The sequence below is a fragment of the Candidatus Thiodiazotropha sp. CDECU1 genome, assembly GCF_963455295.1.
In the GTDB taxonomy this organism is placed as follows: domain Bacteria; phylum Pseudomonadota; class Gammaproteobacteria; order Chromatiales; family Chromatiaceae; genus Thiodiazotropha.
In genome coordinates this window covers 2,965,556-2,979,505 of the sequence record NZ_OY734020.1, presented here as the reverse complement: position 1 = coordinate 2,979,505, position 13,950 = coordinate 2,965,556, and the positions used below count along the sequence as shown (strand labels likewise).

The 13,950-nt window shown below is 55.1% G+C and carries 15 protein-coding genes; 12 read left to right on the top strand and 3 right to left on the bottom strand.

The features are described from left to right. The first annotated feature begins 1 nt into the window (after position 1). A complete protein-coding gene (locus R2K28_RS13550) occupies positions 2–445 on the top strand; it encodes a type II toxin-antitoxin system RatA family toxin (protein WP_316365123.1) in 444 nt (147 codons plus the stop codon). Beyond that, positions 442–744: an RnfH family protein gene (locus R2K28_RS13545; RefSeq protein ID WP_116446785.1), complete on the top strand. Its 303-nt coding sequence runs from the start codon at positions 442–444 to the stop codon at positions 742–744. The genes R2K28_RS13550 and R2K28_RS13545 overlap by 4 nt, the downstream gene beginning before the upstream one ends. A gap of 21 nt (positions 745–765) precedes the next feature. Here R2K28_RS13545 and R2K28_RS13540 read toward each other — a convergent pair whose 3' ends face one another. After that, a complete protein-coding gene (locus tag R2K28_RS13540) occupies positions 766–1,215 on the bottom strand; it encodes an outer membrane protein assembly factor BamE (protein ID WP_316365120.1) in 450 nt (149 codons plus the stop codon). Positions 1,216–1,301: 86 nt separating this feature from the next. On the opposite strand from R2K28_RS13540, the gene fur reads away from it, so the two are divergent. Continuing rightward, the gene (fur, locus tag R2K28_RS13535; protein ID WP_316365117.1) at positions 1,302–1,721 is read left to right on the top strand and encodes a ferric iron uptake transcriptional regulator; all 420 of its coding nucleotides are present in this window, start codon (positions 1,302–1,304) and stop codon (positions 1,719–1,721) included. A 203-nt stretch (positions 1,722–1,924) separates the two neighbouring features. Here fur and recN read toward each other — a convergent pair whose 3' ends face one another. Together recN and R2K28_RS13525 are read right to left on the bottom strand one after the other, a co-directional pair. Continuing rightward, positions 1,925–3,601 (bottom strand): DNA repair protein RecN, encoded by a 1,677-nt coding sequence (gene recN, locus R2K28_RS13530; protein ID WP_316365115.1) that lies wholly within the window; start codon positions 3,599–3,601, stop codon positions 1,925–1,927. After that, entirely contained in the window at positions 3,595–4,488 is an 894-nt protein-coding gene (locus tag R2K28_RS13525) for an NAD(+) kinase (RefSeq protein ID WP_316365114.1), read from the bottom strand. Before R2K28_RS13525 ends, recN begins: the two co-directional genes overlap by 7 nt. Before the next feature lie 175 nt (positions 4,489–4,663). Between R2K28_RS13525 and hrcA the strand changes: the two genes are divergently transcribed. The 9 genes from hrcA to lapB all read left to right on the top strand — a co-directional run bounded on the left by hrcA (position 4,664) and on the right by lapB (position 13,944). Then, positions 4,664–5,719, top strand: a complete 1,056-nt coding sequence (hrcA, locus tag R2K28_RS13520; RefSeq protein ID WP_316365110.1) for a heat-inducible transcriptional repressor HrcA — start codon at positions 4,664–4,666, stop codon at positions 5,717–5,719. Between the two features lie 69 nt (positions 5,720–5,788). Then, the gene (gene grpE, locus R2K28_RS13515) at positions 5,789–6,406 is read left to right on the top strand and encodes a nucleotide exchange factor GrpE (RefSeq protein WP_316365107.1); all 618 of its coding nucleotides are present in this window, start codon (positions 5,789–5,791) and stop codon (positions 6,404–6,406) included. An 83-nt stretch (positions 6,407–6,489) separates the two neighbouring features. Continuing rightward, entirely contained in the window at positions 6,490–8,433 is a 1,944-nt protein-coding gene (dnaK, locus tag R2K28_RS13510; protein ID WP_316365106.1) for a molecular chaperone DnaK, read from the top strand. A gap of 148 nt (positions 8,434–8,581) precedes the next feature. Next, a complete protein-coding gene (gene dnaJ, locus R2K28_RS13505; protein WP_316365105.1) occupies positions 8,582–9,724 on the top strand; it encodes a molecular chaperone DnaJ in 1,143 nt (380 codons plus the stop codon). A 12-nt stretch (positions 9,725–9,736) separates the two neighbouring features. Beyond that, positions 9,737–10,540 carry a 4-hydroxy-tetrahydrodipicolinate reductase gene (gene dapB / locus R2K28_RS13500; RefSeq protein ID WP_316365103.1) on the top strand — a complete coding sequence of 268 codons (804 nt, stop codon included), beginning with the start codon at positions 9,737–9,739 and terminating at the stop codon, positions 10,538–10,540. A 3-nt stretch (positions 10,541–10,543) separates the two neighbouring features. Next, positions 10,544–11,029 carry a hypothetical protein gene (locus R2K28_RS13495; RefSeq protein ID WP_316365101.1) on the top strand — a complete coding sequence of 162 codons (486 nt, stop codon included), beginning with the start codon at positions 10,544–10,546 and terminating at the stop codon, positions 11,027–11,029. A gap of 167 nt (positions 11,030–11,196) precedes the next feature. Then, positions 11,197–12,192 (top strand): flagellar hook-length control protein FliK, encoded by a 996-nt coding sequence (locus R2K28_RS13490; protein ID WP_316365099.1) that lies wholly within the window; start codon positions 11,197–11,199, stop codon positions 12,190–12,192. Positions 12,193–12,405: 213 nt separating this feature from the next. Next, the gene (locus R2K28_RS13485; protein ID WP_116447535.1) at positions 12,406–12,693 is read left to right on the top strand and encodes a LapA family protein; all 288 of its coding nucleotides are present in this window, start codon (positions 12,406–12,408) and stop codon (positions 12,691–12,693) included. A gap of 63 nt (positions 12,694–12,756) precedes the next feature. Then, complete coding sequence (gene lapB, locus R2K28_RS13480) at positions 12,757–13,944, top strand: lipopolysaccharide assembly protein LapB (protein WP_316365097.1); 1,188 nt, start codon at positions 12,757–12,759, stop codon at positions 13,942–13,944. Positions 13,945–13,950 lie beyond the last annotated feature (6 nt).

The window sequence follows — 13,950 nt, the reverse complement described above, 5'->3', positions numbered from 1 at the left end:
GGTGCCGGTGGTCAAAAAGAGTGCGCTGGTGCTCCACTCGGCGAAAGAGATGTATGATCTGGTCTGTGATTTCGAATCCTATCCGGATTTTCTGCCCTGGTGCAGCGACAGCCGCTTGCTATCCCATACCGGGGAAAAACTCTGTGGTGAACTCGAGGTCTCCCGGATAGGCATTCGACAACGCTTTGCCACCTGTAACCAACTGGTGGAAAACGAGAGGATGGATATTGAGTTACTCGAAGGCCCGTTTAGCAAACTGCACGGTGGCTGGCAATTTACCGAGTTGCAGCCCGGGGCCTGCAAGGTGGAGCTGTTGCTGGAGTTCGAGTTTGCGGGAAAATTGATCGATGCCGCTTTCGGCCGTGTTTTCAGTCAGGTTGCCAATACCCTGGTGGATGCCTTCTGTAAACGTGCCGACGAGGTCTATGGAGTGGGTACCAAATGAGATTTGAAGTTGCTTTCGGCAGGCTTGATGAGCAGGCCCTATTGACGGTCGAGTCGGCCGAGCCGTTAACCGCGAAACAGGCCATTGAGGCCTCTGGAATCCTGGAGCGGTTTCCGGAGATAGATCTCAGCGCCAACAAGATCGGCATCTTCGGCAAGGCTGCAAAACTAGATGCTCTGCTGGCAGAGGGTGATCGGGTGGAGATCTACCGGCCCTTGATCGCCGACCCGAAAGAGGCGCGTAAGAAGCGTGCCGCGGAGGGGAAGACGATGCGTAAAGGTGGTGGAGAAAAAAAGTAGTGGCTGCCCGCAGACCTCAGACTAATCGTCCTTACCGAATCCCAGGGAATACCAGAGTCTTTCCAATATCCCCAGATCACCATCATAGTCGGGCACGCTGACCAGCAGCTCTTTTTTCTCCTGGCTGGAATCGATGTCTGTGGCGGGCTCGATCTCTCCACCGAAACGGGCCAGACGATCGCCATCAAAATAGAGACTGTAGCGCTTGATCTCCATGGGTTCGTTGCGCCGTTTGACGCTGAATAGATAATCCCAGCGCTGTTGATGGAAGACGTCGATCAACATCGGACTACCGAGGGCGAAGCGTACCTGGCGTTTACTCATGCCGGGTTCCAGCAGGGCAACCATCTCAGGCGTGATGATATTGCCTTGCTCGATGTCCGGTGAGTGGACCAGGGAGAAATCCTCCCAGGAACTGCAGCCAGTGAGCAGGGGCAGGAGTGTTAAAATGATGATGAGAATCTTTTTCATTACAAGTACAATCTAGAATCAATCGCAATAGTAACTCATTCACAGCTATTCAGCAGCCCCGTTTTTAGAGGCTGGAGAGAACTTGGATGGATAACCAAGATATTCGCAAAGCCGGACTCAAGGTCACGCTTCCCAGGGTCAAGATCCTGGAGCTGCTTGAGAACTGCAATCAACGCCATGTCAGCGCGGAAGACGTCTATAAAATGCTCCTGGACAAGGGTGAGGAGATCGGCCTGGCTACGGTATACAGGGTTTTGACCCAGTTTGAGAGCGCTGGTTTAGTCACACGTCACAATTTTGAAGGCGGCCACGCGGTTTTTGAACTGGACCGGGGAGGGCATCACGACCATATGGTCTGCGTGGTCTGCGGCAAGGTGGAGGAGTTTATCGACCCCACAATCGAGAAAAGGCAGCGGGAGATAGCCAAACAGCATGGCTTCGAGATGGTGGACCACTCGCTGATTATCTATGGCCACTGCAGCAATCCCAAGTGCAGCGTGGGATGAAGCGCTAGTTTTCATCCGCAACCAACAAGTATTTTATCTACACGTCGGCGCCTGACGGTTGTCTTTCTTCGACGCCCCAACACGACTTCCTGACGTGACGGGGCTTACGCGGCATCCCTGCCGCTACTACGAAAGACAACCGTCAGGCGCCTACCAACGTTCATTTATTTCCTGAATAGCTGGGGTAAAAATGTCAACAGGCCCTAGTTGGGGCTGGATGCCAGATTGATCATCTCTTGGGCGTGGGCCAGGGTCTGTTCCGTGATCTGTACCCCGCCAAGCATGCGCGCGATCTCCTGAATCCGCTCCTCCTCCTGTAGTTTTGCTATCGCGGTCCAGGTGGTCTTTTTCTGGGTTGTCTTCTGCACCTGGAAATGGTGCATGGCCTGCGCGGCGACCTGAGGCAGATGGGTGACACAGAGGATCTGCCGATTGGCGGCAAGGGTGCGTAACATTTGACCCACTATCTCCGCGACACCACCCCCAATACCCACATCCACTTCATCGAATATCAGGGTGGGGGTTGAACCGTAACGGATGGTTGCGACCTGGATGGCGAGGCTGATCCGGGATAACTCGCCACCGGATGCGACTTTGCTCAATGGCTGTAGCGGCATGCCGGGATTGGCGGATACCATGAATGCCACCTGTTCGAAGCCATGGGCATTGGCCTGATCCAGCTCCAGGGTCTGCAGCGATACCTTGAAAATACCTCCCGGCATCCCCAGTTTCTGCATCGCCTGGGTAATCTCGTCACTCAGGCGCTCTGCGACCGTTGTGCGTTTTGTGCTGAGTTCCTTTGCCAGTCCCAGATAGGCAGCCCGTTGTTGCTCCACGACCTGGGTCAGATCGGCCAGTTCAACCTCACTGTTTTCCAGTTGTTTCAGGGCCTGCTCGATCTCCGATTGTTTGTCTGTCAGCTGTTCCGGTTTGACTCTATATTTGCGCGCCATATCGTGAATCGTCGTTATTCGCTCCTCCACTTGCTGCAGGCCGGCGGAATCGAGTTCCATGTCATTCAGATAGTTACGCAGAGAAGTTAAGGTTTCATCCACCTGGATCAAGGCACTGTCGAGCATCTGCTGCGGCTCGTTGAGGGACTCATCCAGTTGCGCCGCTTCGCTGAGATGCTCCACATAGCTGGCTAGCCTGCTGCGTATGGCCTGCTGCTCTTCATCCAGGCCGTTGATAATGGCCCTGCAGGTGTCGCCCAATTGTTCCTGGTGACTCATGCGCCTGTGTTCCTGCTCCAGGTTGCCCCATTCGTCACTGGAGAGATCGAGGCGCTGCAATTCATTCGCCTGGTACCTCAGCAGGTCCAGACGGGATGCCCGTTCCTCTGCCGAGGCGGTCAGGGTATTGAGGTTGTTTAGTTCCGTTTCATAGCGCCGATACTGCTGGGCCACTTGTTGTGCCAGTTCCAGAAGTCCGCCATAGGCATCCAGTAGTCTGCGTTGATGGCTGCTCTTGAGCAGGGATTGGTGGGCATGCTGGCCATGTATCTCCACCAGATGAGCGCCTAACTCCTGTAACTGTTGCAGGGGAACGGTGCGGCCGTTGATATAGGCCTTGGAGGGTCCCTGCCGATTGAGGCTGCGGCGTAAGATGCACTCGTCCGCTTCATCCAGCTCCTGTTGCCGCAGCCATTCGGTCGCCTCCGGAAGGCTGGTTAAGTCGAAGACAGCGGTTACTTCGGTGCGATCACTGTCGGCTCTGATCAGGTTGTTATCCGCACGCTCGCCCAAAGCCAGCCCCAAGGCATCGATCAATATGGACTTGCCGGCCCCTGTTTCACCGGTGAGCGCGGTCAAGCCGTCCTGCAGTTCCAGCTCCATACTGGAGACTATCGCCAGATTACGGACCTGAATCTCTATCAGCATCGATTATTTTTTGGGTTTTCCGACCAGCCTAATTTGGCTCGCAGAATACTGTAATAGTCGTAGCCTTGGGGATGAATCAGGCGTACCTGCGCCTCAGCCTTGCGAATCCGGATCACCTCGCCGGGCATCGCGGGAAAAGTTGCCTGGCCGTCGCAGGTGATCTGTACATCCTCGGCGTGGGCCGGATGGAGGTGGATTTCAATCGTGCTGTCTCCATCAACCACGATCGGACGATTACTCAGGGTGTGGGGGCAGATGGGCACCATCACTACGGCATTCAGTGTGGGATAGAGCAGGGGGCCGCCGCCGGAGAGCGCGTAGGCAGTGGAACCGGTCGGGGTGGAGACGATGAGTCCGTCTGAGCGCTGGTCGTTGACCAGTTGATCATCCACATAGGTCTCGAACTCGATCATGCGGGCGATATTCCACTTGTGCAACACCACGTCGTTGAATGCGAGGATCTTCTGTCGGGATGAGGATTCGTCTCCCATGCTGACTTCGAGCAGGAAACGGCACTCCTGCTCATATTGACCGTTCAGAATCTCCTCAAGCCGGCTCGTCATCTGGTCGGGTGACAGGTCAACCAGAAATCCAAGACGGCCTAAATTAATGCCCAGTAAGGGAATATTCTGGCTGGCAAGTACCCGGGCTGCATGCAACAGCGTACCGTCACCACCCACCACGATGACCAGGTCGCTGTGGGTGGCCAGTTCAATTTGTGGCACGCTGGTGAGAGGTTTACCTTTCAGCAGGCGACAGGTGGCCTCTTCAAATACGACCTCCCGCTGTTGAGATAGGAGAAAATCGTAGAGCCTTAGCAGCGTCTCTTTCACCATCGGGTCGCCGTGCTTGCCGATTAAGCCGATCTTTTGGAAGCGTTTATGCATGCTGTGTGGTATTGAATCCCCTTGAATATCCAACGTTAGCATGCTGATTAGGGCAATCCAAGCATCCCATCCGCTGCATCATAGTGCTTGACTAGGCAGAAGCGAGTTGCTAGCTTTCCATTAATTGGCACTCGATTAAATAGAGTGCTAACAACCATTCCGGAGATTCCCTCAGGTGGAGAAGAAGTCGGTTAGCGATACCGTTGTGAATGAGCGCGCCCAGCACTTTCTGAAAGCGCTGATCGAGCGCTATATCCGCGATGGACAGCCGGTGGGTTCGCGCACCCTGGCAAAAGATACCGGTCTTGATCTGAGTCCTGCCACGATCCGCAATGTGATGGCGGACCTGGAGGAGATGGGTCTGGTCTCATCCCCCCACACCTCTGCCGGCAGGATACCCACCATAACCGGATATCGGATGTTCATCGACTCCTTGTTGACGGTGCAAAACCTGAACAAGCAAGAGGTTGAGAAGATTCGAAAGGAACTCCTGCTGGGCGGTGAAGGGAGCGGTGATGTGTTGAAATCCGCTTCCAAACTGCTTTCCGGCGTCACCCATATGGCAGGTGTGGTGACCTTGATCCGCCGGGACAAAAACAACTTTCGCCAGATTGAGTTTCTGCCTCTCTCCGATCGTCGGGTGCTGGCAATCCTGGTCACTGAAGATGGCGAGGTACATAACCGGATTCTGCACACCCACCGGGATTTCACCCGCGCTGAACTGGATCAGGCGGCCAATTTCCTCAACAAATCCTTCGCCGGGCACGATATGGAAATGGTGCGTCAGCGGGTATTGCAGCAGCTGAATGAGGCGCGGGATCATTTTGACCAGGTCATGACCCAGGCACTGACCATGGCAGGTGAGTTGGTCAATGCCAGTGAATCCAAAGAGGACTTTGTCATCGCCGGTCAGACAAATCTGATGGAGTTTGAGGAGCTCTCCGGTCTTGAGCAGTTACGCAAGTTGTTCGATGCCTTCACGGAAAAAAGAGAGATATTACACCTACTGGATCAGTTCCTTGATGCCGAAGGGGTACAGATTTTTATTGGCGAGGAGTCAGGGTACCAACTGCTCAATGGCTGTTCAGTGGTTACCGCCCCCTACCAGGTTAATGAAGAGGTGGTTGGTGTCTTGGGAGTCATCGGCCCCACCCGCATGAATTACGAGCGTGTGATTCCGGTGGTGGATATCACGGCAAAAATTCTCGGCGCCGTCTTGAAAAAATCCTAATCATCCCCATCTATAGAAGATTGTACGCAGCAGGCGTAGTTCTACCTATTTATTCAGAGGTCAAACGAAGTGAGTGAAAAGGATCAAGCGCAAAACCAGGCACAAGCCATCGACGAGGCGGATGCGGCTGAAATAGAGCCAGCAGGTGAGAATGAGGTCGCTGATGAGGCGGATAGCAGTCAAGAGGATCAACAGGAGCTGACTAAATTGCTGGAGGATGCGCGGGCCAAGGCAGATGATCACTGGGATCAGCTGATGCGAACCCGTGCGGAGCTGGAGAATCTCCGCAAGCGAAATCAACGGGACCTGGAAAATGCTCACAAGTTCGCACTGGAGAAATTTTCCATGGATCTGCTTCAGGTCTGGGACAGTCTCGAGCTTGGCCATCAGGCGGCCCTGGATGAGCAGGTCGATGTGGACAGACTGCGCGAGGGCACCGAGCTGACCCTCAAGCTGTTGGTCGATGTTATGCACAAGCATGGTGTCGATCAGGTCGATCCTGACGGAGAACCATTCAATCCGGAATTTCATCAGGCAATGTCGATGCAGGAGCGTGATGATGTGGCCCCCAACACCGTGGTGGCCGTGATGCAAAAAGGCTACCTGCTGAACAGCCGCTTGTTGCGTCCGGCAATGGTGATGGTCTCCAAGGCCGGATCCGGGGCGGCAATCGATGAAGAGGCTTGAATCACAGGTACTTGACCCCACATTAGGGACAGTTAGCAAAGAATTGCATATTTTTTCAGACAAGATTCGGAGATAGAAACATCATGGGTAAGATCATCGGTATCGACCTGGGAACCACCAACTCCTGCGTGGCAGTGATGGAGGGGAGTTCCACTAAAGTGATTGAAAACAGCGAGGGTGACCGCACCACGCCCTCCATCATTGCCTATGCCAATGATGGTGAGATCCTGGTCGGTCAGTCCGCCAAGCGCCAGGCGGTGACCAATCCGCAGAATACCCTGTTTGCGATCAAGCGCCTGATTGGACGCATGTTTGACGATGATGTGGTGCAGCGCGACGTGGACATGGTGCCCTACAAGATCGTCAAGGCCGACAATGGTGATGCCTGGGTAGAGGTCAACGGCAAGAAGATGGCACCGCCTGAGATCTCTGCCAAGATCCTGCAGAAGATGAAAAAGACCGCTGATGACTATCTCGGCGAAGAGGTGACCGAGGCGGTTATCACCGTACCGGCCTACTTCAACGACTCCCAACGTCAGGCGACCAAGGATGCCGGTCGTATCGCCGGTCTGGATGTGAAACGCATCATCAACGAGCCGACCGCCGCGGCACTGGCTTACGGCATGGACAAGAAGCGGGGTGATCAGACCCTGGCGGTCTATGACCTGGGTGGTGGTACCTTCGATATCTCCATCATTGAAATCGCCGAGATCGATGGCGAGCATCAGTTCGAAGTACTCTCCACCAATGGTGATACCTTCCTCGGTGGTGAAGATTTCGACATGCGTATCATCGATTATCTTGTTGACGAGTTCAAAAAGGATCAGGGTTTCGATCTGCGCAACGATCCGCTGGCCCTGCAGCGCCTGAAAGAGGGTGCCGAGAAGGCCAAGATCGAACTCTCCTCCAGCCAGCAGACCGACATCAATCTGCCCTATGTCACGGCGGATGCCAGCGGTCCCAAGCATCTGAACATCAAGCTGACCCGTTCCAAACTGGAGTCGTTGGTGGAAGATCTGGTCGTGCGTACCATCGAGCCCTGTAAAACAGCCCTCAAGGACGCCGGCATCGATGCTTCCAAGATCGATGAGGTGATCCTGGTCGGTGGTCAGACCCGGATGCCGAAAGTGCAGGAGGCAGTGAAGGGATTCTTCGGCAAAGAGCCGCGTAAGGACGTCAATCCGGACGAGGCTGTGGCCATCGGAGCGGCGATTCAAGGCGGTGTATTGGGTGGTGATGTCAAAGATGTCCTGCTGCTCGATGTGACCCCGCTTTCGCTGGGTATCGAGACTCTGGGTGGCGTCATGACCAGGCTGATCGAGAAGAATACGACCATTCCCACGAGTGCTTCGCAGGTCTTTTCCACCGCGGACGACAACCAGACGGCGGTGACCGTGCATGTCCTGCAGGGTGAACGTGAGCAGGCCGGGGCCAACAAGTCCCTGGGCCGTTTTGATCTGAGCGACATACCTCCCGCACCTAGGGGTGTACCGCAGATCGAGGTCAGCTTCGACATCGATGCCAACGGTATTCTGAATGTCTCCGCCAAGGACAAGGCCACCGCTAAGGAGCAGTCGATTGTCATCAAGGCCTCTTCCGGTCTCAGCGACGATGAAGTCGATCGGATGGTCAAGGATGCGGAGGCCCATGCAGACGAAGACCGTAAGTTCCATGAACTGATCGGCGCCCGCAACCAGGCGGACAGCATGATTCACGCCACCAAGAAGTCGATGGAAGAGCTCGGTGAGGAGAAGCTTGAGGCGGGTGAAAAAGAGGCCATCGAGAGCGCCATCAAGGATCTCGAGGAGGTCATGAAGGGCGACGACAAGGATGCCATCGAGGCCAAGACCAAGGTCCTGGCGGAGGCTTCTGGTAAGATGGCGGAACGGCTCTATGCTGAGAAGGGTGCCGATGCTGAAGCCGCTGCCGCGGATAGCGGTGCGACCGGATCGGATAGCGCCTCGGATGCGGGCGGAGATGATGTGGTCGATGCCGAGTTTGAAGAGGTCAAGGACAATAAAAACTAGTCAGGGATACTAGTCTCAGAAACCGTGCATCGGCATCTCTGCCGATGTGCGGTTTTTGGCATTCTGCGAGCGGGAAAGTGTTACCTGCATTGGTGCAGTTGGATGGATGATGAATGTGGACAGATAACGGTAGTAAAAGATAACAACCATGGCTAAACGCGATTATTACGAAGTTCTGGGCGTCAACAAGAACGCCAGTGAGGCCGATATCAAAAAGGCCTATCGACGCCTGGCCATGAAATACCATCCGGACCGGAATACCGGGGATACCGGGGATGATGCGGAAGTGAAATTCAAAGAGGCCAAGGAGGCCTATGAAATCTTGACCGATGCGCAGAAGCGGGCAACCTATGACCAGTTCGGACACGCCGGTGTCGATCCCAGCATGGGTGGCGGCTTCGGTGGCGGCAATGCCAATTTCTCAGATATCTTCGGTGATGTGTTCGGGGATATCTTCGGTGGCGGACGGGGAGGTGCCGGTGGCTCGCGGGTGCACCGTGGCGCCGATCTGCGTTACAACCTGCAACTCTCCCTGGAAGATGCGGTAGCGGGTACCACTGTCAAGATCAGGGTGCCGACCCTGGTGAAGTGTGATGTCTGTGCCGGGAGTGGCGCACGCAAGGGAAGCTCCCCCAAAACCTGCGATACCTGTGGCGGTCATGGTCAGGTGCGCATGCAGCAGGGCTTCTTTTCTGTCCAGCAGACCTGCCCCCGCTGCCATGGCAAAGGGACCATGATCGAGGATCCCTGTCCCAGCTGTCATGGGCAGGGACGAATACAGGAGCACAAGACACTCTCGGTCAAGGTGCCGCCCGGTGTCGATTCCGGTGACCGCATCCGCCTGGCCGGTGAAGGGGAGGCTGGGGAGCATGGCGGTCCGCCCGGGGATCTCTATGTACAGGTCGCCGTCAAGCCCCACGACATCTTCAGTCGCGAGGATAACCATCTCTATTGTGAAGTGCCGATAAGCTTTGCCATCGCGGCCCTGGGTGGTGAGTTGGAGGTGCCTACCCTGGACGGTAAAGTGATTCTGAAGATTCCCGCGGGTACCCAGACGGGGCGCCTGTTCCGGATGCGTGGCAAGGGTGTCAAACCGGTGCGGGGTGGCCCGATGGGCGATCTGATGTGCCGGGTGTTGGTCGAGACGCCGGTCAAGCTGACGGGTGAGCAGGAGGAGCTGATCAAGCGCCTTGACGAGTCCATGAAGAAGGGCGGCGCAAAACACAGCCCGCACTCCACCAGCTGGGTTGATGGAGTGAAAAATTTCTTTGAAAACATGGGTTTTAAATAAGGGGCGAATGGGATGACAAGAATCGCAGTGGTTGGCGCAGCGGGACGCATGGGCAGATCCCTGGTAGCGGCTGTAAATGAGACAGAAGGGCTGGTACTGGGTGCGGCGACCGAGCGCCGGGAGAGTCAATTCATCGGCCAGGATGCGGGTGTATTGGCGGGTGTCGGCCATCTCGATGTCCCCCTGGTAGCGGATCTGGACACTGTGGTTGATGATTTTGATGTGGTGATCGACTTTACCGCTCCTGCAGCCACCCTGACCCATCTGGGTATATGCCGTGAGGCGGGCAAGCGCATGGTGATTGGCACCACCGGCCTGAATGAGGATGAGAAACAGGTCCTGGGCAGTGGCGCCGATGAAATCGCAATCGTATTTGCTCCGAATATGAGTGTTGGGGTCAACCTCAGCTTCAAACTGGTGGAAATGGCGGCCAAGGTGCTGGGGGATGATGCGGATGTGGAGATTATCGAGGCCCACCATCGGCACAAGGTCGATGCACCATCCGGTACCGCATTGAGACTGGGTGAAGTGGTGGCGGATGCTCTAGGTCGGGATTTGCATGAGTGTGCCGTCTATGGCCGGGAGGGAAAGACCGGTCCCCGGGATGGCAAGACCATCGGCTTCGAGACCATCCGTGCAGGGGATGTGGTTGGTGAACACAGTGTCTGGTTTGCCATGGAGGGAGAGCGGATAGAGGTTGTACACAAGGCCTCGAACCGGATGAATTTCGCCCGTGGCGCAATGCGTGCTGCCGGATGGGTGGTTGACCAGCCCCGGGGACTTTTCGATATGCAGGATGTGTTGGGCCTGAGATAGCCCATGGCCATCTCGAATCTATCCCGCGGCAGCACCTTTCTACTCCTGTTCACGCTGTTCGTTGCTGGTTGCAGTGACCGGCCGTTGAGTCCGGAGGAGCAGCTTCGGAACATACTGAGTGAGGCGGAGAGCTATCTGGAAGCCCGTGATCTCTCTTCCGCAATGGGGTTCGTCGATCCCGCTTATGAGGATAGGAGCGGACGCGACTTCAGGGCGCTCAAGGCGATGCTGCTAGGCTATTTCATGCGCCACAAATCGATCCATATTATCTCCAAAATCGATCAGATCGATCTGCGAGCTGAAAATGAGTCAGAGGTTGTGCTCTTCGCCGGACTCGCTGGCTCTCCTCAGGAAGCGGAGATGGCACCGGCACAATGGCGTGGGGATTTACTGCGTCTACAACTGCTGTTCAAACGCGGTGATGGTGACGATTGGCGGTTACGGATGGCGGAGTGGCGCCGGGCAACACCGCAGGATTTTGCCTTTTAGATCAGACATCCCAGATCGCTGCGGTATCTAAACCTGACCGCTCAGGCTTGGCACTCCTTTCGCAATGCTTATTGAAAAAAATCCACCCAGAGCCAGGAACAGCCTGGATCCTGGCCCGGAATCTGCATTCATATTGTCGACTGAAAGCGACAACTACAGGTTTAGCCATGGTACAGATAGCACTCATGCCCCAGGTTCAGGGGGACAAGCTTACATCCGCAACCCCTGGTAAAGGGGGTGATCTCATCGCTCAGGTCACGGCAAACGGAGAGATTGTCGGGGCTACATTCGACCAAGCCCTGCAGGAGTTGCTGATGACTCAGGGTGAAGAGGGCGTGGTGTTACTGTCACTTGCTACGGGGGCGGCAGATTCCCTGCAGACCCAGGCGATCACGGTTCAGCATGGCAGTCCATTGCCGCTGCAACTCCACCTGGACGGCAAACCCTTGCCGCTTTTGCTATCCCAGCAACAGGCCCTATTGAGTGGACCGGCAATGGAGGGGGCGGCGCTTGCAAAGCCCCTGCAGACCCAACCCCAACTGATGCAACCTGAGTTTCTGGTCCAGCGGCTGATCGAGAATGGTCAACCCCAGCCGCTGAAAATTGAACTCAGTGAACTGGGTAAGCAGTTGTTGGAATCGGCTAGACCGGTTGAAACCACAGGACAGTTAACCGCGGTTTCACTGCAACCATCGGTCAATTCATCCTCCGGTATCAGGCCATCGATTGTGATGCCTCTGGATATCCCGGTCGGTCAGGCGGGATGGGACAGGGCGGTGGGTGAACGTATCCAATGGATGGTGGGTCAGAACATCCAGCAAGCGGAAATCAAGCTGAATCCTCCCCATCTGGGGCCGCTGGAGATAAAGATTTCCCTGCAAAACGATCAGACCAGTGTCACCTTTGTCGCCACTCAAGCCCCCACACGTGATGCCATTGAGGCATCGATACCACGCCTGCGGGAGTTGTTTGGTGAGATCAACCTCAACCTTGCCAATGTGGATGTGGGTCAACAGCAGGCAGGTGAGTCTGCCCGCGACAGGGGGGCCGAGTCTGATGCTAACGGCAGTTCCGGGGGTGATCTGCCAACCCAGGAAACAGCCGCTGTAGAGAGTCGAACATGGATAATGGGTGGCGATGGTCTGTTGGATACCTACGCCTAGGGTTGGCTAAAATCACCCGACCTCAAAATCCCTCCTCGAGCGCCTTCCTTGACAGGCTGTAAACCGGAAAATATTGGGTTTCAGCCTGTGAAAACATTTGTGACCTGGCCGTAAACTCCTTCATCTATTCCCAAGTTCTGCCATTTTTGCTATTTCAAACTGGACGGCAGTAGGCGAGAATGGTTTCCTGAGAGGAGGAACTACGGAACGTCTATGCGATTCATAAAACTCTTTATTGTCATCCTGATCATGCTGCTGGGTGCAGTCTTCACTGTCCTCAATGCCGATCCTGTTGAGGTCAACTACTATTTTGGCCGCCGGGAGATTCCTTTATCGTTGATACTGACCATCGCCTTGGGGTTTGGTGTGGTATTGGGTGTCTTGGCCGGAATGGGCAAGGTATTGGGACTCAAGCGGGAAATCCACAAGCTTAAACGGCGCAGTCAACTGGTGAGTGAAGAGGTCAATAATCTTCGTGCCCTACCTTTGAAGGAGCAGTGAGCGTTGCAATGTACTTTAGGCCCTATCAAGGTTGCTCAATTTGTGTGGTTACCGAGGTGACAGGTGGTTGAGTTATTGCTTTTATTGCTACCTGTAGCTGCTGCCTCCGGTTGGTATACGGCGCGGCGCGGTATGGCCAGTAAAACGCAGAAGCAGCCACCACAGATAGCCCCGGTCTATTTCAAGGGTCTTAACTATCTGCTAAATGAACAGCCTGACAAGGCAATCGATCTGTTCATCGAATTATTGGACGTGGATAGCGATACGGTCGAAACCCACCTTGCCCTGGGTAACCTGTTCCGGCGGCGGGGTGAAGTGGATCGGGCCATCCGTATCCATCAGAACCTGATAGCCAGGCCCAGCTTGAATCGTGAACAGAGAGCGCAGGCCTTGCTTGAACTGGGTCAGGACTATATGCGCGCCGGTCTGTTTGATCGTGCCGAAAACCTGTTCCTCGAATTGACCGAACTGAAACTCTATAACGAGCAGGCCTATATCTACCTGTTGGAGATTTACCAGCAGGAGAAAGAGTGGCAGCGCTGCCTGGATGTGGCTGAGAAGATATCGGAATCCCACTACCCCTCACGACCTAATGCGGTTGCCCATTTCTATTGTGAACTGGCTGAGCAGATGTTGAGCCAGCAGAATGTATCGGCTGCGGAGGGTTATCTCAAACGTGCCCAGCAGGTACAGCGAAGCAATGTGCGGGCGTTGCTATTACAGGCCGAGATCGAATATACCCGGGGAGACTGCCGATCGGTGGTCAAATTGTTACAGCAGGTTGAGGACAACGATCCCATCTATCTTTCCGAGGTGCTGCCCAGGCTGGTTGAATGCTATAAAAAACTTGGCAGACAGCCTGAGCTGTTCGAATATCTGCAACAGCTCTATCAACGTCACCATTGCACGGAAGCGATGATGATACTCTCCGAGATGATTGTCGAAAAAGAGGGTGAGGGGGCGGCTGTGGATGCCTTGCTCAGACATCTGGAAGAGACACCTGACTTAAAAGGCCTGGAGCGCCTGGTCAGATTGAATCTGCAGAGAAGTGAGGAGAGTCCCAAGGAGGCCCTGGAGGTGCTGCTGATATCGGTGATGAAGCTACTTGAAAAACAGCCCGCCTATCAGTGTGATCACTGTGGTTTTACAGCGAAAAAACTACATTGGCACTGCCCCAGTTGCAAGACATGGGGTGAGATCAAGCCGCAGCAGGGATTGACGCGCAGCTTTAAGGCAAATGCGCTGACGTGATGATCG

Excerpts from the sequence above, each read along its gene's own strand:
- fur (WP_316365117.1), top strand. The coding sequence starts at position 1,302 with ATGGATAACCAAGATATTCGCAAAGCCGGACTCAAGGTCACGCTTCCC.
- R2K28_RS13490 (WP_316365099.1), top strand. The coding sequence starts at position 11,197 with ATGGTACAGATAGCACTCATGCCCCAGGTTCAGGGGGACAAGCTTACA.
- recN (WP_316365115.1), bottom strand. The coding sequence starts at position 3,601 with ATGCTGATAGAGATTCAGGTCCGTAATCTGGCGATAGTCTCCAGTATG.
- R2K28_RS13525 (WP_316365114.1), bottom strand. The coding sequence starts at position 4,488 with ATGCATAAACGCTTCCAAAAGATCGGCTTAATCGGCAAGCACGGCGAC.
- R2K28_RS13540 (WP_316365120.1), bottom strand. The coding sequence starts at position 1,215 with ATGAAAAAGATTCTCATCATCATTTTAACACTCCTGCCCCTGCTCACT.
- R2K28_RS13495 (WP_316365101.1), top strand. The coding sequence starts at position 10,544 with ATGGCCATCTCGAATCTATCCCGCGGCAGCACCTTTCTACTCCTGTTC.
- dapB (WP_316365103.1), top strand. The coding sequence starts at position 9,737 with ATGACAAGAATCGCAGTGGTTGGCGCAGCGGGACGCATGGGCAGATCC.
- dnaK (WP_316365106.1), top strand. The coding sequence starts at position 6,490 with ATGGGTAAGATCATCGGTATCGACCTGGGAACCACCAACTCCTGCGTG.
- R2K28_RS13545 (WP_116446785.1), top strand. The coding sequence starts at position 442 with ATGAGATTTGAAGTTGCTTTCGGCAGGCTTGATGAGCAGGCCCTATTG.
- dnaJ (WP_316365105.1), top strand. The coding sequence starts at position 8,582 with ATGGCTAAACGCGATTATTACGAAGTTCTGGGCGTCAACAAGAACGCC.
- R2K28_RS13485 (WP_116447535.1), top strand. The coding sequence starts at position 12,406 with ATGCGATTCATAAAACTCTTTATTGTCATCCTGATCATGCTGCTGGGT.